This window comes from Leptospira wolffii serovar Khorat str. Khorat-H2 (genome assembly GCF_000306115.2).
Lineage (GTDB): Bacteria > Spirochaetota > Leptospiria > Leptospirales > Leptospiraceae > Leptospira_B > Leptospira_B wolffii.
Genome location: NZ_AKWX02000023.1, coordinates 259,318 through 283,350, shown reverse-complemented (window position 1 = coordinate 283,350; position 24,033 = coordinate 259,318). Strand labels below are relative to the sequence as shown.

The following is a 24,033-nucleotide window of genomic DNA, read 5'->3' as shown; positions in this document are numbered from 1 at the left end:
TTCTCCAAAACTAGAGAAGAAACTTCCGAGCAAAACGGCTTGCTTTTCCCTCCTTCGTCCTAAACTCAAACCGTAGGAACTATTCGTTCTTGAACGAGAGTTCAATAATAAACGAACGGCTTTCGTTATAGGAGAAAATCATGTCCAACGCATACGTTATCGATGCGGTTCGCACCCCTCGCGGAAAAGGGAAAAAGAGAGGAACTCTCGCCTCCGTCCATCCCCAAGAACTTTCAGCCAGCACATTAAAAGCCATCCAGGAAAGAAACGGCCTTAAACCGGAAGTTGTGGAAGAAGTCGTATTAGGTTGCGTCTCCCAAGTGGACGACCAAGCGGCCTGTATTGCGCGTTATGCTGTCATGGCAGCGCAATGGCCTAATTCGGTTCCCGGTTATACCGTTAACAGATTCTGCGGATCGGGACTACAAGCGGTGAACAATATCGCCAATCACGTCCAATCCGGAGCGATGGCAGTGGGTTTAGGAGGCGGCGTGGAATCCATGAGCCGCGTAAAGATGGGTGCCGACCTAGGAGACAGGGATTTTAATATAGGAAACCCTAATATTCAAAAGCATTATAATCTGGTTCCACAAGGGATCTCCGCGGACCTGATCGCTACGAAATACAATATTTCCAGAGAAGAGGCGGATAAATTCGCCGAATCCTCCCAGCTAAAAGCGGACAAAGCGATCAAAGAAGGTGTCTTCAAGAAATCCATCATCCCGATTAAATTGGAGGATGGAAGCGTAGTGGACACGGACGAGAACCCTCGTATCGAATCCGATTACGCTTTCCTTTCCGGACTGGGCGCCGTCTTCAAAACGGTGGGTGAGAAAGAATTGGATGCGATCGCGCTCAGATCCTATCCCGAAGTGGGAAAGATCAATCATATCCATACCCTGGGTAATTCCTCCGGGATCGTGGACGGTGCCGCGTCCGTTCTAATCGCTAACGACGAAGGAGTCAAAAAATTCGGCCTGAAGCCTAGAGCCAAAATTCTCGCGACCGTTGCGACCGGCGAGGACCCCACCATCATGCTAACGGGTCCCGTCTCCGCATCCAAGAAGGCTCTGCAAGCCGCCGGTCTAAAAGTAGAAGATATCGATCTATGGGAAATCAACGAAGCCTTCGCTTCCGTAGTTCTCTATACCCAAAAAAGTTTGGGAATCCCCATGGAAAAGATCAACGTAAACGGAGGAGCGATCGCGCTCGGTCACCCTCTCGGAGCGACGGGGGCCATTCTTCTCGGAACCGCTCTGGACGAGTTGGAAAGAAGAAATAAACGTTACGCTCTCATGACCCTTTGTATCGGGGGAGGAATGGGAATCGCGACCATCATCGAAAGAATTTAATCTTTCCCTTTTCTTCAGCGCCTGTTTCCTCCGCGGAGGCAGGCGTTTTTTTCTTTCCAAAGAATCGGTTCCCGGTATTCTGAATTCGGTATGCGGAATTTCAGGGGAAATCGATCGGTTCAGGCCCTTCTACTCTGCATATTCTTAGCTAATTTTGCTCTCTCCTTGGGTTTTTACTCGAACGAGCAAGGAGATCTTTCCGAGACAAAATTAAAGGTCCAGAAGACCTTTCCCGGTAAAAAATCCATCCGCTTTCATTCGGAAACCGACGACGAGGTTTCTATCGTCCAGGATTTGGATTCCACGGAATACGATCCTACCGAGACCTACTCAGATTTCCGTTTCTTCAGAATCCTATCGGCACGGGCAGACCGCTCTCTCTCCCGGGGCAACGAATATTTTCTGTCTAGGTTCCTAACGAACCTCCCTCCTCCTTATTATATCTAATTCTTTCGAAATTACGATTCGGACCGGAAGAATCCGGTCCCATTGGAGGCGATCCGAATGCGCGGCATATATTATTATTTCATACAATACTTATTTTTATTTTCCTTATACTTAGGGATCACCGGAGATTCCTTAGGATCCGGAGAAGAATCGAAGGTCTCTCCCCCATCCTCGACTTCTCCCGGAAAACGAATCAGTTTGATCGACGCGGAGAATCTATTTCTCAGGAATAATCTCTCCCTTCTTGCTTCGCGTATGGATGTGGAATCCAAGAAAGGGGATGTCCTCCAGGCAGGACTTTGGGATAACCCGAATTTCTTTATGGACCAGAACGCTTATAATCGGAACACGGGAGTTGTTTTAGACACCACTAAGAACGGACAAACCGCGATACAGATCCAACAACTATTCGTGCTTGCAGGCAAAAGGGATAAGAGAATCCGTTTGGCGAAATGGAATAAGGAAATCGCCGAGCAGACATTTTACGATACGTTACGATCTTTAAAACTGGAGCTGCGTTCCTCCTTCTTCCAACTCTATTTCGCCCGCAAGTCCTTGGAATTCTACGAGGAAAGCATTCCCCAAGTAAGAAAAACCATCGTGGGAGCGGAAAACGTTTATAAGAGTCGGGAACTTCTTCTTGCGGAGCTCTTGCGACTCAAGGCCATCCTGTTCCGACTGGAGACGGATCGCTCCGAGCTTATCAAAATCATTCTGGAAAAGGAAGAGACCTTGAGGGTCCTACTCAACGATCCGGAATCCTTCGAAGAGGAAATCTTTCCCATATGGAGCGAATCGGAGACCTCGGAATCTTCTCCCTTGGTTTTGGAAACGGAGGATTTGCTCAAGGCCGCCTTGGAATACAGACCGGATCTGAAAGGATTGGAGCTCGCGGTGAAAGCGGAGCAGACGAATCTTTCCTTACAAAAGGCCATGGCGGTTCCGGACTTGGCATTGGGAGGAAGCTGGGATCGCGCCGGTAATTATATCAATAATTACTACGGGGTTACCGTTTCCATCGCACTACCGGTTTTCGATAGGAACCAGGGAAATATCCGATCCTCCGAAACGGTGCTCGCCGCGAAAAAGGCCGCCTTGGAGGAAAAATTCCTGAAAGTAAAGGCGGAAGTAAAATCTGCCTTGGGCCAGGCAAAAGAGAAGGATAGGCTCCTGCAGGAATATAGGAACTCGTTCACGAAGGATTATAAGAATTTAGCGGGAATGATGATCGAGAACTACAAGAAAAGATACATTACGATTCTAGAATTCTCCGATTTCTTCGAATCTTATAGCGACAGCACAATTAAGATGATCCGACTTCGCTCAGACAGGATAGATGCCATCGAAAATCTGAATTATACGGTCGGTAGGACGATCGCAGGAGAAGGCAAATGAATCCCAGCCGTTGGAAGTTCTTCTACGAACTTCATTTGCAGGGAAGACCGATTCGTTGGGTCCTACTGTTCGTTATCGTGATTTTAGGGTTCTGGGGTTACTCCAAATTCTCCGCATACAAACTGAAGGAAGCATGGAAGCAGGAAAAGGACCGCAGCCCTAAGGTTTCGGATAACGGAGAAACGATCTCCTTCCCTCCCGATTCCTCCGGGCTCGCAAGAATGTCCATTCTTAGAGTGGGCGTCGGAGACGCTTCCTTTTCGGTGATCGCCCCCGCTCGTGTAATTGCAAGCATCAATACCTCCGTAAACTCGGGGGAGAAAATCATTCTATTCGATTCCGCGGACACGACGCAAATGTTTGCGGAGTATAAAAGAAGTCGGGCTGTGACCGCAAAATCATTTAAGGACTTGGCCAGAGTCCGCGACATGTATGCGAACCAGGCGGCAACCGGAAGAGAAGTAACCGAAGCGGAATCCAACTTCGCAATTGCGAAAGCGGAAAGCGCCGAGACGGAATCCAAATTGAGATCCATCGGATTCAATCCGAAGGAATTGGATAGCGTTTCCGGGCCTTCTCTTTGGTTGATTTGCGACGTTCCCGAATCGCAACTGAGCGAGGTTCAAAAGGGAGAAGAAGTGAGAATCCAATTTTCTTCCTTTCCGGGAAAGGTATTCAAGGGTCATGCGGAAGCCGTGGGAGAAGTCGTAGACCCCACTCTTAGGACCGTAAAAGTGAGGGTTACTCTTAGAAATCCCAAAGAGAAAATTCTTCCGGGAATGTACGCTCGCGTGGATTTCGGAGATCCGAGAACCTCCGTCATCGTTTTACCGAACCAAGCGATCATCACGGTGGATGAAAAGAATTACGTTTTTCTTTCGGAAGGAGACGGTATATTTCGCAGAAGACAGGTCGTATTAGGAACCTCGGGAGAGGATCGAACCATCGTGAACGAAGGCCTCTCTTCCGGAGATCAAGTCGTTACCGAAGGCGCCTTTCTACTGAAAGGATTGAGTTTCGGATTTTAGTATGATCGAAAAGTTAATCCACTTCTGTTTAGGAAATCGGATCCCAAGTCTGGTGCTTGCATCCGGTATCATAGTATTCGGTTTCTGGTCCTGGACCGAATTAAAGAAGGAAGCTTATCCGGATGTAGGAGATACTCAGGTAAGCGTTATCGCTCTATTACCGGGTCGCGCCGCTTCGGAAGTGGAAAGAAGGGTGACCCTGCCTTTGGAAAGAGGACTCAACTCCGTTCCTTACGTACTCACGAGAAGATCCAAGACCATTTTCGGCCTGAGCGTTCTACAATTCGTATTCGAAGACGGAGTCTCCGATTTCATGGCGAGGCAACTCGTGCTGGAGAGATTGAGAGATGTAGATCTTCCGGAAGAAGCGGAGATTTCCCTCGCACCTCTCACCGGTCCCGTAGGAGAAATTTTCCGTTATACCTTGGAAGCGGACGAGGAATGGAGCCCCATGCAGCTCAGAACCATCCAAGACTGGACGGTGATTCCGGCGCTCCGCCAGGTTCCGGGAGTTGCGGATATCGTAAACTTCGGAGGACTGGAGAAGCAATACCATATCATCACCTCCCCTAACAGATTGTATCGTTACCATCTCACATTATCCGATCTTTTGGATGCGGTACGGTCCAATAATCGGAATACGGGAGGGAACATTCTCACAAGAGGCGACCAAGGCTTTATGGTCAGAGGTTTGGGAGCCATCCAGTCCAAGGAGGATATTCATAATATCGTGGTATCCGCTGTGGGAGGAACTCCCATTTATATCGAGAATCTGGCCTCGGTCGAGGAATATCCTAGACGACCGGACGGAATCTTCGAATACGTTATGCGGAATCCAATAACCGGAGAGATCCGCACCAGAAAATCCGGAGTGCAAGGAATCATCGCAATGCGCCGGGGAGAGAATCCTTCCGAGATCATAGGGAGAGTACAGGCCAAGATAGAATTCCTAAATAAGTATTCGCTGCCGAAAGGAGTTCGCATCATAGCGACTTACGATCGCACGGAACTCGTAAAATACACGGTCCGGACGGTTTACAGAACTCTTTTCGAAGGTGTAAGCATAGTAACTCTTGTGCTCATATTCTTTCTTGGAAGCGTAAGATCCGCTCTTGTAGTAGCGTTCACCATTCCCGTTTCCCTCTTATTCGGTTTCGGAATGATGAAATTGACCGGAATTCCGGCTAACCTATTATCCTTGGGAGCCATAGACTTCGGAATCATCGTGGACGGTGCAGTCGTGATGGTGGAGAATATTTTTCGCAAATATTCGGAAGCTAAGAAAAAGCAACCTTCCGGATTGTCCTTCTCCCAATTATTAGAAGTGACAAGCGTTTCAGCCGGAGAAATCGGAAGGGAAATCTTCTTCTCCATAACCATTATCATATTCGCTTATCTCCCGATCTTCACATTCCAAAGAATAGAAGGGAAGCTCTTCTCTCCTATGGCCTTTACGCTCTCCTTTGCGATATTGGGGAGTCTATTGCTTACGATCACGGTGATCCCGGTTCTAATGCTGCTCTTGTATCGATCCAGGATGGAGAGTTATTCTCATTCCTCGTTGGAATGGGAAAATCCGATCCTAAATAAGATCCGGGAAGGATATCATTTCTTGCTCTCCAAGAGAATCCAATCTCCCGGCAAAACAGTATTTTACACTTTCCTGTTCTTAGGATTCGCGTTCGCATTGGGATATTCCAAATTAGGAACGGAGTTCCTACCGGAATTGGACGAAGGGGCCGTAAATATACGATGCTTTTTTCCCGTCGGAATGCATCTTAGAGCCGCGGAGAAATACCTCCCGATCGTGAAGGATTCCCTATTGCAACACGAGCAGGTCGAAACCGTCTTAAGTCAGCTAGGCAGAAACGACGAGGGCACCGACCCCTACGGTCCGAACCGTTTAGAGGTCCTCGTCGGTTTAAAGGACTACGAACTCTGGAAGGAAAAAATTTCTAAGCAGGAATTATTGAGAAGAATAGAAAAGGATCTGAGGGAGAAACTTCCCGGAGTCCAACTTCTATTCTCCCAACCGATTCTGGACAATGTGACCGAATCCGTCACAGGAAGCGTATCCGATCTTGCGATCTTTCTAAACGGGGAGGATCTTCCTACATTAAGAAATAATGCGGACAGAATTCTCTCACTCATCCGAGAAATCCCGGGAGCAACCGATTCCGGAATCGAGCAGGAAAGGGACCAAGCTCAACTTTCCATCGAAGTGGACAGAAGAAGATCTGCAAGATACGGAATCAACGCGTCCGAAATTCTGGATACGGTGGAAGCCGCAATCGGCGGAACCGAGGTGGGAGAAGTTTACGAAGGTTCCAAAAGATTCGATATCGTTGTCCGGTATAGCACCGACTTTCGCTCTTCACTGGAAAGTGTGAAAAATTTGCTCGTGACCTCCTCGAACGGAGGCAGGATCCCTCTTGCGGAACTGGCATCCATAGAACTCAAGGACGGTCCCACGATCATCCAAAGACAGGACGGGAAAAGGCAGATTTCCGTCAGAACGAATATTCGAGGCAGAGACCAAGGGGGATTCGTCTCGGAGGCGAAGGAAAAATTGGCGGAACATCTAAGCCTTCCGGAAGGCGTTACATTGGGCTGGGGCGGGCAATTCGAGAATTTATCCCGAGCAGGAGAACGTTTACGCATAGTAATCCCGGCTACTTTGGTCGCGATTTTCTGCTTTCTTTACGGAATATTCCGATCTCCGCGTTATGCTCTCTTATCTATGGCGGGTATTCCAGTTTCCATTACTGGGGGAATCCTAGCTCTGCTCATGAGAGGAATGAATTTCTCCGTTTCGGCAGGAGTAGGATTCGTTTCCCTTTTCGGAATTTCCACCATGACCTGCGTGCTTTTCGTTTCCAGAATGTTACATATTCTCGGAGAAGGAGATCATCCCGATCTGAAACAATCCGTATTGAAAGGAGCGGCCCTGCAATTCCGCCCTAGACTCATGACCATTCTTCTGGCGTTATTCGGATTGATTCCAGCTGCAACCGCAAGCGGAATCGGGTCGGATATACAGAGACCCTTGGCTACGGTAATCGTAGGAGGCCTGACTATGGAGTTATTTACTCTAATCTATCTCCCTTGCATTTTTTATCTCGCCACACGTAACGAATACCGTTCGCAATAAAATCGCCCCGCATTTCAGAAGAATGCTGCCTTCGACAACGAGCAGAAATTGTTTTTCATTTTCATAATACATTTTCATTATAACGATTACTAAAAGTAATCCGAAAGAAGTATTCAGAATCGATTCTTTTCGGAAAAAATGAGAAAAACATAAAGAAGAATATTTTAATTTTTTTGCCACTACCCCCTCTTAGTATACAAAATCAATAATTTAAATATTTGTATTTTTCATCGCCACTTCCTTCACTCGAGAAAAATAGAAAGTACGTTATTCGTATTATTCCTTAGCAAAGGAACGGTGTCCCATGATGATGATCGAAGAGGAGGCTGAGTTACCACTCACCTCCAAGCCCAACTATTATCCCAAAGAAAAAGTGTTGTTAGTCGGGACAAAAAAAGAAAAGTCGGAGTTCCTGCAAAAAATCTGCGGGGAAATTAAACTCACGGATGTGAGATCCGTTTTTAGTGTCGATGAAATTCCGACTAATGAAATATTCGACATCGTTTACTTCGAGTTAACGATCGGCGAATTCGAAAACCTAGTAAAGCGATCCGCTACCGGCAGGCAGCATCCGATCTATTTATTCGGTTTGAGAGAATTCGACGTCAGGACCATCGTAAGAGCCATACGCTTAGGAGCCTTCGACTGTATTACGGAACAGGATTCCGTAGCCGAAATTCTGGAGATTTTCCAAAAAGCCAGGGAGAATCTGGAAATGAATCGCTTGCATAAGACGGTGGAAAGGGAGCGTTTCGACAAACTCCAGGCCGAATTGGACTGGAATTCCTTTCGAAAGGATTTGATCCGCCGGGATATGCGAAATAAGGACTCGCATCTAATATCGAATATTAGAACTTCCTTAAGCCAAGGTTCCGGATTCGGAGCTCTACTTTCCGTAGTCAGCCTGATTCGAAAGAAAGCGAAACACCAAGGATCTCATTATGAAGTTCCTACCGCTCTAATCGAAATGCTCACGGCCAATACGGAATCAGCCTCTAAGATCATCGAAGTCTTTAACGAAATGGACTATTTGATCCATAATACCCAAACCAAGGAGGATTTCGCCGTTTCCCAGATTCACGGGCTATTCACGGAGGAAATCGTCAAACTAAACGATCTCGCCGCTTCCAAGTCCCTTACGATCAAGATCTGCGAGGACAAATATGCGAACGTAAGGGATAAAATCGGAATCAACGAGAAGAGTTTCCGAATGGCGATCGGAGAATTATTGATGAACGCGGTAAAATTCTCCGAACCGAAGAAAGTAATCTATATTCTTTTCACTTTGCATAAGGATCGCTTACTGATCTCCATCCTGAATTCTCCCAAATCGGAGGAAGGAATAAGACTCGGAATCCCAAAAGAAGAGTCTGAATTCGTATTTCAACCGTTTGCAAGATTGACCAAGCTTGTACACGAAGATATACCCAGCTTGGATTACGGATTAGGACTACCTCTTGTGGAAAAAATAGTCGCCAATCACGAAGGCAGAGTGACCGCCTTTAACGTGATGAGTTTTTTGAACGAAGAAGAAAACCTCATGGTACTCCTCGAGATCGATCTCCCGATTCGAGATATCGGGTAACGATCGATTCCGTATGGAGACTTAAAAAGAGTTACCGAACTACTGGGAAACGCATCGTAAGACAGATGCCTTCTTTTCGGTTTTCGTCCAGATTCAGGTTCATCGTCTGTAAATGGACCTTACCGCCCTGCAATTCGACCAGTTTTTTCACCACCGGCAAACCGAGGCCCATTCCGAACTCTTCCTGGGTGTAACGCTCGTCCATGAACTTTACCCCTCTATAGAAAGGTTCGAAGACCAGGTCTTCGTGAAATTCCTGCACATAGCCCGAAAAAGGAGGATCGTTAATCACCTTAAACTGTAGTTCGTCCCCTATCCTAAGAATCAATATTAGAATATTAGAATCGTCGGGAGAATATTTCAGAGCGTTGATTAGAATTTCCTTCGCTATCTTATAAATCCAGGTCTTCCTAAATTTTAAACGGTTAGACAAGATATGAATATTATCAGAAACCAATATTCTCTGCCTCTTGATCGATACGGAGGATTCCACTTCGTCTATGACTTCGCGGATCGTATCCACGAATTCCGCCACTGTTCCGACTTCCTCTACCACGTCGTTTTCCTCGAAAAGCGCTTGTGCAGAGGAGAGAAAGCGAGTGAATCTGGACGCGCTGGATACTCCGTCTTCCAAAAGATCGAAAAGATTTTCCCGGATCTCCACTACACCGTCTTCCGATCTGCGTTTTGCCTTGGATAATATCATGGATAGAACGCTCATCAGGCTCCCGATTCCTGTACCTTGCATGAGAGTGATATTGATCTGCTTGATCGCGGAATCCATCCAAGCAGACGAAGAATAGCGATCCTTGAGAGATTGCTTCCAATCGAAAATCTCGATCGCTCTGCGATAAATAGCGATCTCCGCGTCTTTTACGCTCTCTCCGGTCCTATATATGGAAGCTTGACTCGGCTCATGGGAGACCGGTCCGTCCAAGGGAAAGAATAAATGCAAAGAATCGCCGCTATTTGTCTTTGAAGTCACGGAGTGAAAGGCGACATACTGGCCTTCCTCATTCTTGAGGCGCTTTACCATTTCATAATGGGATAAGCTAGAATCCTTTTCTAACAGCTTTAATTCGTGTTCCAGATCGGCGGAATGGACCCAATCGACATAACGGATCTCCTGCCCGATACTTGTACCTATAAGATTCCAGAAGGGGTCATTTCCCTCGATAATGATTCCGTCTTTTGTAACGAGAGCCGCAGCCGAGGACAAATTTAATAGTAAGGAACTCAATTCTATCCGCTCCGAATCGTATCAGCTAGCCCCGGCCATATAAAACCGCAAACCAAATCCGATCGACTCAAAAGTAAATAGGACGGTTTTTTTTGCCCAGATCGGCCTGTACCTGGCGCAGATATTCGACCTCCTGCCGCTCGATAAAACTTTTCTGCAAATTTACCTGGACCCTCTTAACGAAAGCCTCGAAGGTTCCGGTCATAAACCGAAGATTTCGATAATAAGGCCCTCCGGTTTCCAGTCCGCACAGGGAAATAGATTCGGATTTCAAAAAATCTTTTACGAATTCCACGTTTCTATCTCCGATCGGAGAATTTTGAACTCCCAAATTTAGAGTCTGACCGCCTCCCACAATCTTGGCTTGGAGTCGACTTCTAGGAGTTCCCCTCTTCACGAATTCGTTGATCAACAATTCCATAGCGTTAATGCCGAATCTCGCGGACAAAATGCCACCTTCCTTCTCCGCTCTTCCCGGAAGAAGAATATGATTCATACCTCCGAACTGATTGAAGGGATCGTAGAGACAAACGGACACGCAGGATCCTAAAAGCGTCCTAAACTGAACCGGGGATTCGGAAAACTTGAATTCTCCTACGTTCACAAACTGACTGGAGAGCTTTCTAGTTTTTGAGTCTATTGTTTTGGATTCCAAATCCCTTGTCCTTTAGTATACTTTAATTTAGATTATGCGCCTCTCCAAGATCATCTAACGAGCTTCAGTTGAAAAGCAAATTGCCGATCGAAAGAAAATTATAAGAGATGGAGTGAAATCCTCGAAACAAGAAGGCAGTATACTATATATTAACTAATCCTTTAGAACTATCGTAAAGAAGATCGTCTCGAAAAAAAAAAAGAAAACACGATTTCGGCTGCCTGATGAATCCGACTCTAAAGGGTAAAAAATTAAAAACACGATCTTTTAAAAAAAAGAATGGAAAAAAATATTATTAGAATTTTAAACCGTTGGAAATGTTTCTCCGCGATCGTATACAAATGGAGTCGATCCAATTAAGATTATCAATCACGAAGAATCTGTCTCACTCACAAATTGAACGATTGTTTTACGTCAAAAGAAAACCGAACAAACAAGAGCGAGAAGTGATGCAACAAATGACATAATCCGGAAAAGAGATAGCAAGGATTAGAAGTATTTTTCATTCACGGAAAACGATTTGTGTTATAATGTGTGAATTCTTTTCACTCGTTCCAATTCATAAAGAAATTTCCGACACATCGGAAAACGATTAACTTAGGCAAGGGGGCATGGGCCGTATAATGGTCCCAATTGCAGCAATATATGTCCGAAAACGAATTAGATCTGCTCTTAGAGGAAGACGAATCCGAAGACGAGGATACTCTTGAAAACAAATATCTCGTGTTCTCCCTATCCGATCGGGAATATGGAATCGAAATCAAATATATAATCGAAATCATCGGCATGCAGCCGATCACCGAAGTCCCGGACATGCCGGCGTTCATCAAAGGCGTCATCAACCTAAGGGGAAAGGTCGTCCCGTTGATAGACGTTCGACTTAGATTTCATATGGATGAAATCCCTTATACCGAAAAGACCTGCGTCATTATTCTAAACATAGAAGGCGAAAACCTAGGCCTCATCGTGGATACCGTTCGCGAAGTAGTGGCCATTCCCGTCGAAAACACCGAACCCGCCCCGAAAATGGGAGACGGCGAAGCGAACCGTTTCATCGCGCTCTTCGGCAAGGTGTCCGATTCCGTCAAAATTCTCCTGGATGTCAGAAAGCTATTACGCTACGACGAGCTGGAAGTGATCCACGGAAAAATCGGTATCAGTTAATCGATACCTCCTACTTAAGCATTATATAAAATAAGGATATGAACATGAGTGTTAAAGCCAAACTTACCGCCGGGTTTGCGACGGTCGTCGTCCTACTGGTATTCGTGGCAGGGTTCGCCATCTATAGATTGAACAGCTTCAACGCTGTCGTAACAAAAGCGGTAAACGTGTCGGCCAAAAAATCCACGATGCTCGTAGCCATGCGAACCGCCATGCTTAAGGTCACTCGGGCGGAAAAAAACACGATCCTGTCTACGGAAGAGCAGGATATGAAAAAGTACATTTCCGAAACCGAAGTCAATCTAGCCATCATAAGCCAACTCGGAACCGAAGTTTACCCTCTTTTGCAAGACGCGGGCAAAAGAAATATGGAAGACTTTCGACTCGTGGAAAAAGATTATCGGGCCACCTTGAAAAAGGTATTGGACTTAGCGTTCGTAAATAAGAACGTAGAGGCAAGACAAATCTCCCAAATTCAATTGCGCGCCTATCTGGACAAGATGGATAATTTCTTGGATCAGATGATCGAACGGGCCCAGAAAGAATTGGACGATGCGAATAAGAGTACGGACGAACTATACGCCGAAACCACATTCTTGATGATCGTTATTCCGATCTTCTCCGCGCTTATAGCGATCGCAAGCGCGGTTTGGATCACCGTTTCCGTCAATAAGGCATTAACCACCGCACTCGACGTAGTCGGATCGGTGTCATCCGCAGCGGCACAAGTGTCCGCCACCGCATTCTCCTTAAGCCAATCCTCGAACGAACAGGCTGCGAGTCTGGAGGAAACGACCGCCGCAGTGGAGGAAATGTCTTCCACCATCGAGCAAAACTCGCATAACGCAAAAGAAACGAACGGTATGGCGGAATCTTCCGCAAAAGATGCCAACAAGGGCAGAAAGTCGGTTCTGGAAACCTTGAACGCAATGAAGAAAATCTCCGGCAAGATCAATATCATAGAGGAGATCGCCTACCAAACCAACCTGCTCGCCTTGAACGCCGCAATAGAGGCGGCCAGAGCCGGTAAACACGGAAAAGGATTCGCGGTTGTCGCGGACGAAGTCCGAAAACTCGCGGAAAGAAGCCAGGTAGCGGCGCAAGAAATCAACGGTTTATCCAAAGATTCCGTGGAACGTGCGGAAGATGCGGGAAAATTGATCGAAGAAATCGTTCCGAGCATCGAAAACACCGCAAAGTTGATACAAGAGATCGCGGTGTCTTCCAGCGAGCAGGCACGAGGAATCACTCAAATCAATACCGCTATGGTTCAGTTGGATCAAGCGACACAGGAGAATGCCGCCGCTTCCGAGGAACTCGCATCCACCGCGAAAGAATTGAACGAGCAAGCCGAGACTCTCCTTAAAGTGATGGGAACGTTGATCAAGATCCGTCAGGACGTTCTTACGGCTTCCCAGACAAAGGCCAAAAAGAAGGCTAAGGAAAGCGGGACCGGACAAAGCAGTGCTACGGTCTCCCATTTCCAACCGCATCATTTCGATCTTAAGAAAGCGGCTTCTCATTTCGGGCAGACCAAGCGGGAACCGAATCGTTTCGCCAACGGTAAATCCGATTTTCAAGCTCCGATAGACGAAGAGGACGAAGCTGCGGTAAATCACGACTTAAGCAACGGCACCGGAGAAGGTTCCGGAGAAATTAAAGTCTGATAATAGCATATGGATCGAGAGGACTTACTTTCAGAATTCGTATCCGAAGCCAGGGATTTAATCGATTCTGCGGAAACGGCGCTACTCTCTCTCGAAGAGGAAATCGAGACGACTGGTGTCGGAAATCCGGAGACGATCAATAAAGCGTTCCGATTCTTTCACACCCTGAAGGGATCGTCCGGATTATTGAAACTGGACACGGTAGTCAAGGTCACCCATATAGGCGAGACCCTTCTTGATATATTAAGAAACCGAGATAGAGTAACCGAGTTCCCTTTTAGCGACGAACTCATGGAGACTTTGGATCTGCTTCGAAAGATTTTCGATCATGTTGAAGAGGAAAACAACGATTCGGGTTTCGAAAAGGAAACCGAAGTCGTCCACGCTTCCCTAAAAAAACAATTGGACCTGATCACTCAATCTTCCTCTAAAAGCGAAGTGAAAGCCGAGAAATCGGACGCATTCGGATTTTTCGACGAGAACACTTCGACGGAAAAGAAGGAAGCCTTCGGATTCTTCGAAAACGAAGCAGGAACGGAGCCGGCACAACTTCGCACCGAAAGTGAAACCTCAAACGTAGGAGATACTACCGCTTCTTCCAAGCCGGAAGAATTCTCCTTAGCGGAACGCAAGAAAGACATTCGTATCACGACCGACAAGCTAGACCAACTCATGGATTTCATGGGAGAATTGGTCATCGCGGAATCCAATGTAGTGCACCATCCGGATCTGGAGGGCCTGCGACTGGAAGGATTCCGATCCGCGGCTAGGCATTTGCACAAAATCGTGAGAGACATTCAGGAAGTTACCTTATCCATGAGAATGGTCCCTCTCTCTTCCACCTTCCAAAAGATGAATCGTCTCGTTCGGGATCTACAGAAGCGTTCGCAAAAACAAGTCGAGCTGAAGATCGCCGGAGAAGAAACCGAAGTGGATAAATCCGTCGTCGAAGTCCTCCAGGATCCCATCATCCATCTTTTAAGAAATTCCATCGATCACGGCCTGGAAGCTCCGGAAGAACGAAGGGAAGTCGGGAAAAAAGAGAAAGGAGTCATCCGACTACAAGCAAGACAATCCGCTAACGAAGTATGGATTCTGGTCAGCGACGACGGGAAAGGGTTGGATAGGGAGAAAATCCTCCAAAAAGCGAGAGAGAAGGGAATCGTTCGCGGTTCCGGAGAGGAAATGAGCGATAAGGAAGTATTCCAACTCATATTTACTCCCGGTTTTTCCACTGCGGACAAGATCACCGACATCTCCGGCCGGGGAGTCGGCATGGATATCGTTTTTCAGAATATCCGCAAATTGAACGGAAAAGTGGATATACGATCCAAAAAAGGAGAAGGAACCACTTTCGTATTAAGAATACCGCTTACGTTAGGAATCATAGAAGGAACCGTATTCGAAGTAGGAGGAACTTATCTGACGATTCCTACAATAGATATAAACTCTTTAGTCAGTCTTAAGGACCAACACAGAATTTATCCTTATAAGGATCAGGAAATTCTGGATTTGAGGGGAACATATATCCCGGTAATCCGGATCAATGATCTGCTCGGACTCAGGGAAAAATTGGAGTACAAGAATCCGAATCCAGTTCTGATCATTTTGGAAAGCGACGATAGATTCATCGGAGTCCTGGTGGATCAGGTATTAGGAAATCAAAATATAGTCATAAAACCTCTAACCAACTCCATCCAAAAGGCGCAAGGAGTCAACGGGTTCACCATCCTTGGCAACGGAAGGGTCAGCTTAATCATCGACACTAAATTCCTTTTCGAGAAATTTCACCGAATCTCCTACAATACCCAAAATGAGAACGGTGGAGTTTTGGAAAAGACCACTTAGAACGAAAAATGATCCGAGTATACGTCATCGACGACAACCGAATCGTCAGGGAGATCATAGTCGACCAATTGACCGGCGATCCCAGATTCGAGGTAGTGGGTTCCAATACCGCTACGGTCGCAATGTCCGAAATTCCCAAAGTAAGACCGGACGTTATCACCTTGGACGTGGAAATGCCGGATATCAGCGGGATAGAGTTCCTACAATGGTTGATGCCTAAGTATCCCACTCCGGTCATCATGCTAAGTTCCTTCACGGAAGTAGGCGCTAAAATCACTTTAGATTCCCTGCAAGCGGGAGCATTAGACTTCGTAAGAAAAGCAGACGGGACCGAGAACGACTTTCTAAGAATGGTATTCGAATTAAAGAATAAGATTCGTGCCTGCTCGAAGACCGACGTTACCCGAGTCATAGAAAGAAAAAAGTCCTTATCCAAAGAAAGAAGCAGAGAACGAATCCAAAATACGGATATCAGGCTCATTCTAATCGGAGCGTCCACGGGTGGAACCCAGGCGATAGAGTTCATTCTTAGAAATTTACCGGGAGATCTACCTCCGATCATGATCGTCCAACATATGCCCGAATATTTCACATCCATGTTTGCGGAAAGATTGGATTCCGTTTCTCCCTTAAAAGTCTTAGAGGCGGAGAATGGACAAGAATTAAGAAAGGGCACCGTATTTATCGCGAGAGGAGATTATCATCTCGAATTGATCGATTATCCGGGATATAAGATCAGAGTGCAAAAAACGGATAAGGTAACCGGGCATCGTCCTTCCGTAGATATGCTGTTCCATTCCGTAGCCAAGACAGCACTGTCTCAGTATACGGCCGCATTCTTACTGACCGGTATGGGGAAAGACGGAGCCAAAGGCTTAAAGGCCCTATCCGAAAACGGAGCCTACACTTTCGGCCAAGACGAAGCTTCTTCCGTGGTATACGGGATGCCCAGAGAAGCATATGAAATCGGAGCGGTGAGGGAACAAATCCCCTTGGGTGCGATCCCCGATAGGATCGCGGAGCTTTGCTACAAATCGGCAGACAGTAATAATTAAATTTTTTGAATATGGACAGGTAAAAATATGGCAAAGATCCTCTGCGTCGACGACGCTCCGACCGTTTTAAAACTACTCGAATTCACGCTCTCCGAAGAAGGACATACCGTCACTAAAGCGTCCAGCCCGGACGAGGCGGTCGTAAAAATCGAAGCGGAAGGTCCTTTCGACATCGGAATCTTCGACGTGAACATGCCCGGTAGAACCGGAATAGAACTCACGAAAGAAGTATTGCAATCGGAAAAAGGAAAGGGTATGAAGATTCTCATTCTAACCACGGAATCCAGCGACTCCATGAAAAATCAAGGGAAGGAAGCCGGGGCAAAAGGATGGATGATCAAACCGTTCAACGACGAGGACCTGATCGCTGCGGTGAAACACCTAGCGGGAGGTTAAGTCCCCGAAAAATAAAGATCACGCGACGAGGAGAATCGGCTTCAGATTCTCCAATAGATTCTTTTTTTATCCAATACAAAAAGGATTAAATACCAAACAAGCAGAACCGTGACCGAATAACAAAAGGAAGCCAGTTCCGGAGAATCAATCCAGCTTTTATAATACTGAAGATAGATATGATTCTTAAGGCTAGTCTCCTTTCCTTCCCGCGTCGATATCTGTATAATATTCAGACTACGTGCGTATATTCCGGAAGCAAAGAATACCAATAAAGCGTTCCGACCGAAAGGCAAAAACGCTCTCTTGACCGATTCCAACACCGAATTCGGCTTCGTCTCTAATATTAAAAAAAGAGAAAGAACTGCGGCGGCATATCCGCCCGTCCAAAGAGTGTAGGAACTCGTCCAAAGGCTTTTATTAACCGGAAACGATAGGTTCCAAATTCCTCCTACAAGAAATAGAATCCCCGCAGCTAACACAAAAACGAATCCGATCTTAATACGGGATTCTCCCTTCTCCATTCTTGTTTGCAGAATCTCTCCGAAAAAAGTTCCGAGGAAAACCGAACCGATAGCACTGACGGAAGTCAATAAACCTTCCGGATCCCAAACTTTTCCGAATCGCCAAAGATGTTTTTCGCCGAAGACGAAACGGTCCAGCCAGGCTCCCCAATCCTTTCCTTCCGTCATGTTGGGCAGCTCGGTTCCCGGAGGCGGGACAAACCCCAAGAGCCACCAATATGCGACGATGAGAGAAAGGAATAAAGCCCCTCGAAATACTCGATTCTCCCTCGAGAAAACTAGAGCTCCAAAGAAATACGTAAAACCGATTCTCTGAAGAACGCCCGGTATTCTGAGTTCTCCGATGCTCCATTCTCCGAAGAAATTCAGGAAAAGTCCGAGAAGGATCAGCAAAACGGAACGCTTTAGTATTTTAGGAAATTCCGATAATCCATTCTTAACGGAGAAAGGAATAGCCGCACCCACAGCCAATAGGAAGAACGGAAATACCAGATCCGTCGGAGTGCATCCGTCCCATTTCGCATGTTTCAAAGGCGGGTACATATGAGACCAAGAGCCGGGGTTATTCACTAGGATCATACCGGCAACGGTTAATCCCCGCAATAAGTCTACGGAAAGAATTCTCGCCGAAATCGAATGTTCGTGTTTCAAGTTAGCTTCCGTTCTCACCAAAGGGATCTATGGAATTCCGTGAACCCCCATACATCCTTGAATTGTACTTCTTTTCCGGATTCTGGTCGGAGACTACCCGAGAACTTACCGACGAATTGCCGGAAATACAGCTTGGTCCAGATTAAATTCATCTTTTCCTTTCGTTCTCCTTTAGGCTCGAATTCCAATCGAAGCCTTCCCTCTTCGTCCCAGAGTCTCCAAGGTTTATAAGGATCTTTTTGAGAAAAATCGAATATACATCTGCTTACTCTTTGCCGTTTGGAATCTATCCAATATGCGTTTTCCGGGAAGAAGCTCTCGTTTACTAAGGCCGCGAAATTCGCGCCGATTTTTCCTCCTTCCGGCAATACGGAAGAAAATGCGGCCCAGTACCAATTCGTCTCCCTTCTGAGATAACCGGCCGACCAATCGTAGACCATCGTCGTACGATAAGGATCCCTTGCCAGTTCACGATTCGCGTATTTTACCGAAATACGGTCGGGCACGAGAGGAGAACATTTCTCCGTAAAGGTCCAGCGAGTCGGCTCCGAAGGATTCAATACCCTAAGAGGATTATGAGAAGCGAGAGAATACGGAAAATCGCCCGAAATCTGTAACTTCTTACCGAAATCCGCATTTAAGGAAAGTTTTCCCTCGGAGTGGGACTTTCGTATTTCCAAGAAGGAGGACCCTTTTTTAAAAAGGATCTCGTATTCGTCCGGATTGGCGGGAAATTTAAGGGCAAGTCCTAAGTCCGGTCCCTTCTCGTCGAATTCGAAGACCTTGCCTTCGTCATACTTGTACAGATAACAAAATACGTTATATGCGTAACCGAGACTGACTGCGGCAATCCCGACAAGACAGTCCTCCATCATGATTCCGAGATAGTTAAAAGAATGGAATGCGAACCTTTTTTTAAGCCCTTTGATCTCCTTTCCGAAGAAATCCAAGAGAGAAAAATCCCGATAGTTGAAATCGATCGGTCCGTCCCAAACTCCGTAACGTACTTGGTTATCCGGTCCGATGATCTTTTGCATAATTGCGATCGATTTTTGAAAGCCGAGCGGAAAAATCAATGGATTTCCGCAATAGCGGGCAAATCTGCTTTACAATTAACTTTTTCTTCTCAATATAGACCTAACATTCGTTCGGGAAAGTCGGCATAACAAACTCTATGGGAGAAATCCAGAGCAAGCACGCGGGGAGTAGCGAATTACTCGAAGCCTCCGATCTTAAAACCCTTAAAGACAAAAAGACCTCCCGAGAAATCTCCGTCCTACTCTATCGAGTCCTATTCCGAAGCGAAGAAGTCCGCAGCGGAGCCCTAAAAGTAGTTAAAGAAACCTTTATCCGGACACATTCCAATCATCCGGAGCAATTCCCCATTTTGGATAGGGGAAAATTTGTGAGAGACATGATCTCCGTTTTCAAGACTTCCACGGTTCTCACTCCGGAGAAACTCGAATCATTCTTCACCGGAATACATGCCGCCTTCCAAAGCGAGATTCGCTATCTTTTGGGCAAATCCACCCAATTTACTTTCGATATCATGTTTCAAGTGATAGAATCCATCCTTCAAGAGATGAGTCATCCCGAGGACCAAAGAACGGTCGATGTCAAGGACAGGGAGATTATTCTAAAGCACTTCCGAGCCTATAACGACCTATCCAAATTCTTCAATAAGATGGGAACTTCAAAGGCCGTCATCGACAAGAAGGACGAGATCATCACCGAGATTTCCATCGCACACAAGGAAATCACCATCGTATCGATCGAGAATATGTTCCGGAATATTCTGGCGCAGATACTTCTTTCCCGTAAGTACAATTGCGGAACCCTGATCGACAAATGGTCGGCAGAATACGGTTTCGGTCCCGAACAGGCCCAATCCATGCGGAATTATATCCAACAAACGGCCACTCTCACCGATTTTAGGACCCAATACGCAAACGCGCTTCGGGTCATCGGAACGGAAAACGAAATGGATCTGATGTTCCTTAGGACTCTTTCCAACTATTACGCTTCCTGGGTGACCCAGGTCTCGGAACAAATTCCGGCATAGTCCGCCGCTTAAACCGATTATTTCTAATATTAGAATATGTCGAAGGGCTGCGAAAGAAATCCTCCGCAGCCCTTCATTTTTAACCCAATTTCTTCAGAGAATACCCCAGAGCGTAATTAGCCGCAGCCAATGCGTAATGGAAAATGTCCACGTTCGGAACGCCGAGCGTGGAACCTACCGTCCCGATCACTAACCCTGCGAGCATAAAAAGCAATGCCCCTAAAATCCCGTATAACGCGGGAGTCTTATGGCTTTTGCCGTACTTGCGGAGAGAAACAACCAGAACGGTAATTAAGGAAACGGCTCCGATCACGGTGGCGTATTGTCCCAATCCGAAGAGAAGATCGAATATGAATAACGCAATCAGGGCCGCCGTCAAAATGGTCCAAGTCTTTTTGTCGACTTTCCCGAATCCCGCTGCGAAGAATCCGATGCCGATCCACGGTACTCCCACTTCTCCGGCAAACTGGACGACTGGTCTATAAACGGGAGAAATCCATCCACCGCCTAAAAAGAAGACGGTCCCCATATACGCGCCTAGAGCGATAGAGAAGAATCCCCAAGCCCCTCCTCTTTTGGAAACGCTTCCTTTTCCGGAAGCGTACAAATTTAGGCCCACCCAGGTCGAGACGAGAGCCAATACAAGATCGGAAATAGCTGTGCTGATTTGCATGCGAACAAGAAAAACGAATCGGGGAAGATTGCAAGAAAGAATCCGAATCGAAAATTGCGCTTTTTGCAATTGACCGTTTCATAAGATTCCGAATACTCAAGAATTTCTTGAATCGATATGAACTCTTGGATTTTAGAATCTTCTAAGATGATCCGGGAAAGAAAGAATCCCTATACCGGAGGATGCCTAATCGCCTTCGCTACGGTGTTTTTAGGGACTTTCACTCTCGTTTCTCTGACCTACTTCGGGATCGCAGCCGGCTCGGGAGAAGCCACCTTATTCTCCGGGTTTATCGCATTCTTCTCTCTATCCCTATTTTTGATTTTCTTAATATCGATTCTACAATATAAAAAAGCCTCGCATATAATCAGGACGATAGAGTTCGATTTCGAGTCATCTCTTATCGTTCTAAAAGAAACGGGAAAATCGAATGTGGAATTTTCCTTAGCAGAATTCGTATCTTACACGATCCTATTCCGGTCGGAAAGAAGCGGTTCTTCCGGCACTAACACTTTTTCCCGCACCTGGAAATATTGGGACCTTTATCTTCTGCATGAAGACGGAAGTATGATTCTGTTAGAGACCTTTAGGGATCCGAATTCATTGGAAAAAGTCCTGGAGGATTTTAAACAAAAACTTCCTCTTCCCGTTTGGGATCGTTCGAAAGGATCTTTTACGGATCCCCACTCCAAGGAAATCCTGAAAAATGCGATCCCGGCGGAACCTCAAGTTTCCGAATGGATACGTACGGAAACCCTAGGATCAGACTTAAGAGTTCGTTTGATGGAGAAAAAGTCGGCGGGCAATCGTCTGATTTCCCTATTAGTCCCTACGATCTTTTACGGAGCCTGGGCGACCATTCTGATTTCCTTCTTACGGGAACCGGGAAATATGATTTTTCTAATATTCTTGGTTCCATTCTCCCTGCTTTTCCTCGGAATACTAACCGTAGCCACGGTTTTCGTCCTTTTTCGAAAAACCGAGATCCGAATAGACTCAAGCGGAATGCGCATCTTATATTCCACCTCCATTCCGATTCTTTCCGTGCTACTTGCCAGAGAACGTAAATTCGACCCCGCCGAGATTCGACAAATACGGACCCTTAGGATCGAAAACGAAATCCAGATTTTGTGCGTGGCCTTAAAGAAAACGGCCCGCACTCCCGAAACCTTTCTTTTGGATTTTCTTTTCAATGCCCAGGCGGTTTCTCTTCACGATAAAAGAATTCCCGGAGACAGGGAATTACTCGGGATCTGGACTTTATCCTCTTGGGCCGGAGAGAAGGGACCGAGTTACTCCGATTTGGTATACGCCGAAAGATTCCTGCAAAAAAACCTAGGCATAGCCGAAGAAAAACTTTCCTTCTCCGATCTAAACGCATAACACTTGTCGAAATACTTTCTCATAAAACCTCCGGATCTAAAAGAGCCAAAAACCGTCTAACCTTCTATGCAAAACTCAGTATTGAACCAATCCGTACGTCTGAATAACGGAAACGAAATGCCTGTCTTCGGATTAGGAGTATGGAAAACCAGATCCGGAAAAGAATGTGTCGATGCCGTTCTTTGGGCTTTGGAAGCAGGATACAGACATATAGATACCGCAAAGATTTACGGTAACGAATCCGATGTGGGAACTGCGATCCGAAAAAGCGGGATCCCTAGAGAGGAAATCTTCGTTACCACCAAATTATGGAACTCCGACCAAAGGGATCCGCGCAAGAATCTAGAAGGCTCGCTAAAGAGTATAGGATTGGAAAGTATCGACCTCTATTTAATCCATTTTCCCGTAGCCTCCACTCGAAAACAGGCCTGGAAAGAATTGGAAAAGGCCTATAAAGAAGGATTGGTTCGCGCGATCGGAGTCAGCAACTATACGGTCCCTCATATCCGAGAGCTTCTAGGTTATGCGGAAATATTACCTGCGGTGAACCAGGTAGAATATCATCCTTTTCTAAACCAAAACGATCTTTTAAAACTATGCAAAGAAAAAGGAATCGTCCTGGAGGCCTATAGTCCTCTCGCCCATGGACAAAAAATCTCGGACCCGAAACTTTCCGCAATGGCTACGAAATACAAAAAGACTCCGGCCCAAATTCTGATCCGTTGGGCCATCGACAAGGGAATGGTGGTGATCCCCAAATCCGTTCGTAAGGAGAGAATCCTAGAAAACTCTCAGGTCTTCGATTTTTCGCTCTCGAAAGAGGATCTAATGGAAATGGAATCTTGGAACGAAAACTTTAGAACTTGTTGGGATCCTACGGGAGCCTAAAAGCCCCGTTCCAAAACCGAACTAAACGACAGCGGGCATGATCGTGAAATCTAATATATTCTTATTCTCTATTTATCTTTTCTGCGGATTCACTTTCTGTAATTTTCCGGTGGCATTGGCGAAAGAATACGCATTTACTCCGAGTAACGTGAAAAGCGGGGGAATGGAACCTTCCTTACAAATCGGAGATTTCATATTCGTAAAGAAATTCGATCTAAATCCGGAGAGAGGGGATATCCTAACGTTCAAGGCCGGAATAAAGGAGGATGGCTCCGAGCGCAATAACGTGCAGAGAGTGATCGGACTGCCGGGTGATAAGATTTCCCTTTGGACAGAAAAATCGAGTCAAGGTGATTACTTCTTACTTAGGATTTCCATCAACGGCAAGACACTTCCGATTACGGAATCTTCCGAAGAGATAAATCAGGAAGATTACGATATTCCCGTTAACGGCTTACATGCGGTTTACGAAACGATCGGAGCAAAAAAATACAAATTATTTTATGATACGTCGATGATCCCATTTACGTCTCCCCATGCTATGGAAAAGGAAGAAATCAACCTGAAAGAGGACGAATTCTTCCTACTAGGAGACAACCGCACGAATTCGGCAGATTCTCGCTACACCGGTCCCATCTCACGGGCTGACATTCGGGGAAAAATGACTTTCAAATATTTTTCCGTAAATTGGAAAGACTACACTTGCACCTCCGAAGAAAGAAAAGGTAATCTCGAAGACACACACGGAGGAAAGTGTCCTCAGAGTTTATTTCGACGTATAGGCAGGGCCAAAATCCGTTGGAAGAACATCGGACAGAAAGGCTATGAAATCCTGCAAGATCGGCAATCCGAGGACTTATAACCTCATAGGA

General features: G+C 46.2%; 20 protein-coding genes. 15 read left to right on the top strand and 5 right to left on the bottom strand.

All coding sequences use genetic code 11. The annotated features are described in order from the left end of the window. Positions 1-140 precede the first annotated feature (140 nt). The 6 genes from LEP1GSC061_RS19435 (at position 141) to LEP1GSC061_RS19410 (ending at position 8,958) form a co-directional block, all read left to right on the top strand. A complete protein-coding gene (locus tag LEP1GSC061_RS19435; protein ID WP_016547472.1) occupies positions 141-1,352 on the top strand; it encodes an acetyl-CoA C-acetyltransferase in 1,212 nt (403 codons plus the stop codon). 90 nt (positions 1,353-1,442) lie between these two features. Beyond that, positions 1,443-1,799: a hypothetical protein gene (locus tag LEP1GSC061_RS19430; RefSeq protein ID WP_016547338.1), complete on the top strand. Its 357-nt coding sequence runs from the start codon at positions 1,443-1,445 to the stop codon at positions 1,797-1,799. A 57-nt stretch (positions 1,800-1,856) separates the two neighbouring features. Then, positions 1,857-3,194 carry a TolC family protein gene (locus LEP1GSC061_RS19425; RefSeq protein ID WP_040510046.1) on the top strand — a complete coding sequence of 446 codons (1,338 nt, stop codon included), beginning with the start codon at positions 1,857-1,859 and terminating at the stop codon, positions 3,192-3,194. Next, entirely contained in the window at positions 3,191-4,222 is a 1,032-nt protein-coding gene (locus LEP1GSC061_RS19420; protein WP_016546949.1) for an efflux RND transporter periplasmic adaptor subunit, read from the top strand. The genes LEP1GSC061_RS19425 and LEP1GSC061_RS19420 overlap by 4 nt, the downstream gene beginning before the upstream one ends. A 1-nt stretch (position 4,223) precedes the next feature. Beyond that, positions 4,224-7,373, top strand: coding sequence for an efflux RND transporter permease subunit (locus tag LEP1GSC061_RS19415; RefSeq protein ID WP_016547294.1), 3,150 nt, complete (start codon positions 4,224-4,226; stop codon positions 7,371-7,373). A gap of 304 nt (positions 7,374-7,677) precedes the next feature. Beyond that, positions 7,678-8,958 carry a sensor histidine kinase gene (locus tag LEP1GSC061_RS19410; RefSeq protein ID WP_016547256.1) on the top strand — a complete coding sequence of 427 codons (1,281 nt, stop codon included), beginning with the start codon at positions 7,678-7,680 and terminating at the stop codon, positions 8,956-8,958. Positions 8,959-8,989: 31 nt separating this feature from the next. On the opposite strand, the gene LEP1GSC061_RS19405 is transcribed toward LEP1GSC061_RS19410, so the two are convergent. Next, a complete protein-coding gene (locus tag LEP1GSC061_RS19405; RefSeq protein WP_016547467.1) occupies positions 8,990-10,198 on the bottom strand; it encodes a sensor histidine kinase in 1,209 nt (402 codons plus the stop codon). A gap of 67 nt (positions 10,199-10,265) precedes the next feature. After that, the gene (locus LEP1GSC061_RS19400) at positions 10,266-10,853 is read right to left on the bottom strand and encodes a chemotaxis protein CheD (RefSeq protein WP_016547397.1); all 588 of its coding nucleotides are present in this window, start codon (positions 10,851-10,853) and stop codon (positions 10,266-10,268) included. Between the two features lie 645 nt (positions 10,854-11,498). Between LEP1GSC061_RS19400 and LEP1GSC061_RS19395 the strand changes: the two genes are divergently transcribed. From LEP1GSC061_RS19395 to LEP1GSC061_RS19375, 5 genes are read left to right on the top strand one after another with little or no spacing between them, the layout of a single operon-like run. Then, the gene (locus tag LEP1GSC061_RS19395; protein WP_016547341.1) at positions 11,499-12,017 is read left to right on the top strand and encodes a chemotaxis protein CheW; all 519 of its coding nucleotides are present in this window, start codon (positions 11,499-11,501) and stop codon (positions 12,015-12,017) included. Positions 12,018-12,061: 44 nt separating this feature from the next. Next, positions 12,062-13,684, top strand: coding sequence for a HAMP domain-containing methyl-accepting chemotaxis protein (locus LEP1GSC061_RS22060; protein WP_016547404.1), 1,623 nt, complete (start codon positions 12,062-12,064; stop codon positions 13,682-13,684). Between the two features lie 9 nt (positions 13,685-13,693). After that, the gene (locus tag LEP1GSC061_RS19385; RefSeq protein WP_016547050.1) at positions 13,694-15,532 is read left to right on the top strand and encodes a chemotaxis protein CheA; all 1,839 of its coding nucleotides are present in this window, start codon (positions 13,694-13,696) and stop codon (positions 15,530-15,532) included. Positions 15,533-15,540: 8 nt separating this feature from the next. Further along, positions 15,541-16,587 (top strand): chemotaxis-specific protein-glutamate methyltransferase CheB, encoded by a 1,047-nt coding sequence (gene cheB, locus LEP1GSC061_RS19380; RefSeq protein WP_016547156.1) that lies wholly within the window; start codon positions 15,541-15,543, stop codon positions 16,585-16,587. A 27-nt stretch (positions 16,588-16,614) separates the two neighbouring features. Further along, entirely contained in the window at positions 16,615-16,983 is a 369-nt protein-coding gene (locus tag LEP1GSC061_RS19375; RefSeq protein ID WP_016547108.1) for a response regulator, read from the top strand. A 41-nt stretch (positions 16,984-17,024) separates the two neighbouring features. On the opposite strand, the gene LEP1GSC061_RS19370 is transcribed toward LEP1GSC061_RS19375, so the two are convergent. Both LEP1GSC061_RS19370 and LEP1GSC061_RS19365 read right to left on the bottom strand, forming a co-directional pair. Then, the gene (locus LEP1GSC061_RS19370; RefSeq protein WP_016547165.1) at positions 17,025-18,155 is read right to left on the bottom strand and encodes an acyltransferase family protein; all 1,131 of its coding nucleotides are present in this window, start codon (positions 18,153-18,155) and stop codon (positions 17,025-17,027) included. Positions 18,156-18,169: 14 nt separating this feature from the next. Continuing rightward, positions 18,170-19,192 (bottom strand): DUF2804 domain-containing protein, encoded by a 1,023-nt coding sequence (locus tag LEP1GSC061_RS19365; protein ID WP_040510143.1) that lies wholly within the window; start codon positions 19,190-19,192, stop codon positions 18,170-18,172. 137 nt (positions 19,193-19,329) lie between these two features. Here LEP1GSC061_RS19365 and LEP1GSC061_RS19360 point away from each other — a divergent pair, with 137 nt between their 5' ends. Then, positions 19,330-20,217, top strand: coding sequence for an LIC_13029 family protein (locus LEP1GSC061_RS19360; RefSeq protein WP_016547266.1), 888 nt, complete (start codon positions 19,330-19,332; stop codon positions 20,215-20,217). A 79-nt stretch (positions 20,218-20,296) separates the two neighbouring features. Here LEP1GSC061_RS19360 and LEP1GSC061_RS19355 read toward each other — a convergent pair whose 3' ends face one another. Beyond that, on the bottom strand, positions 20,297-20,890 hold the full coding sequence (locus LEP1GSC061_RS19355) for a hypothetical protein (protein ID WP_040510142.1): 594 nt from the start codon (positions 20,888-20,890) through the stop codon (positions 20,297-20,299). A 117-nt stretch (positions 20,891-21,007) separates the two neighbouring features. On the opposite strand from LEP1GSC061_RS19355, the gene LEP1GSC061_RS19350 reads away from it, so the two are divergent. From LEP1GSC061_RS19350 to lepB, 3 genes are all read left to right on the top strand, one after another. Continuing rightward, positions 21,008-22,273 carry a hypothetical protein gene (locus LEP1GSC061_RS19350; protein WP_016547433.1) on the top strand — a complete coding sequence of 422 codons (1,266 nt, stop codon included), beginning with the start codon at positions 21,008-21,010 and terminating at the stop codon, positions 22,271-22,273. A 66-nt stretch (positions 22,274-22,339) separates the two neighbouring features. After that, on the top strand, positions 22,340-23,161 hold the full coding sequence (locus LEP1GSC061_RS19345) for an aldo/keto reductase (RefSeq protein ID WP_016547045.1): 822 nt from the start codon (positions 22,340-22,342) through the stop codon (positions 23,159-23,161). A 37-nt stretch (positions 23,162-23,198) separates the two neighbouring features. Continuing rightward, the gene (lepB, locus tag LEP1GSC061_RS19340) at positions 23,199-24,023 is read left to right on the top strand and encodes a signal peptidase I (RefSeq protein WP_016547065.1); all 825 of its coding nucleotides are present in this window, start codon (positions 23,199-23,201) and stop codon (positions 24,021-24,023) included. The last annotated feature ends 10 nt before the right edge of the window (positions 24,024-24,033 follow it).

Bases quoted from the DNA above. Each gene is read 5' to 3' on its own strand.
- LEP1GSC061_RS19355 (WP_040510142.1), bottom strand. From the start codon at position 20,890: ATGCAAATCAGCACAGCTATTTCCGATCTTGTATTGGCTCTCGTCTCG.
- LEP1GSC061_RS19375 (WP_016547108.1), top strand. From the start codon at position 16,615: ATGGCAAAGATCCTCTGCGTCGACGACGCTCCGACCGTTTTAAAACTA.
- cheB (WP_016547156.1), top strand. From the start codon at position 15,541: ATGATCCGAGTATACGTCATCGACGACAACCGAATCGTCAGGGAGATC.
- LEP1GSC061_RS19430 (WP_016547338.1), top strand. From the start codon at position 1,443: ATGCGGAATTTCAGGGGAAATCGATCGGTTCAGGCCCTTCTACTCTGC.
- LEP1GSC061_RS19435 (WP_016547472.1), top strand. From the start codon at position 141: ATGTCCAACGCATACGTTATCGATGCGGTTCGCACCCCTCGCGGAAAA.
- LEP1GSC061_RS19360 (WP_016547266.1), top strand. From the start codon at position 19,330: ATGGGAGAAATCCAGAGCAAGCACGCGGGGAGTAGCGAATTACTCGAA.
- LEP1GSC061_RS19365 (WP_040510143.1), bottom strand. From the start codon at position 19,192: ATGCAAAAGATCATCGGACCGGATAACCAAGTACGTTACGGAGTTTGG.
- lepB (WP_016547065.1), top strand. From the start codon at position 23,199: ATGATCGTGAAATCTAATATATTCTTATTCTCTATTTATCTTTTCTGC.
- LEP1GSC061_RS19425 (WP_040510046.1), top strand. From the start codon at position 1,857: ATGCGCGGCATATATTATTATTTCATACAATACTTATTTTTATTTTCC.
- LEP1GSC061_RS19345 (WP_016547045.1), top strand. From the start codon at position 22,340: ATGCAAAACTCAGTATTGAACCAATCCGTACGTCTGAATAACGGAAAC.
- LEP1GSC061_RS19350 (WP_016547433.1), top strand. From the start codon at position 21,008: ATGAACTCTTGGATTTTAGAATCTTCTAAGATGATCCGGGAAAGAAAG.
- LEP1GSC061_RS19415 (WP_016547294.1), top strand. From the start codon at position 4,224: ATGATCGAAAAGTTAATCCACTTCTGTTTAGGAAATCGGATCCCAAGT.
- LEP1GSC061_RS22060 (WP_016547404.1), top strand. From the start codon at position 12,062: ATGAGTGTTAAAGCCAAACTTACCGCCGGGTTTGCGACGGTCGTCGTC.
- LEP1GSC061_RS19410 (WP_016547256.1), top strand. From the start codon at position 7,678: ATGATGATGATCGAAGAGGAGGCTGAGTTACCACTCACCTCCAAGCCC.
- LEP1GSC061_RS19395 (WP_016547341.1), top strand. From the start codon at position 11,499: ATGTCCGAAAACGAATTAGATCTGCTCTTAGAGGAAGACGAATCCGAA.
- LEP1GSC061_RS19420 (WP_016546949.1), top strand. From the start codon at position 3,191: ATGAATCCCAGCCGTTGGAAGTTCTTCTACGAACTTCATTTGCAGGGA.
- LEP1GSC061_RS19385 (WP_016547050.1), top strand. From the start codon at position 13,694: ATGGATCGAGAGGACTTACTTTCAGAATTCGTATCCGAAGCCAGGGAT.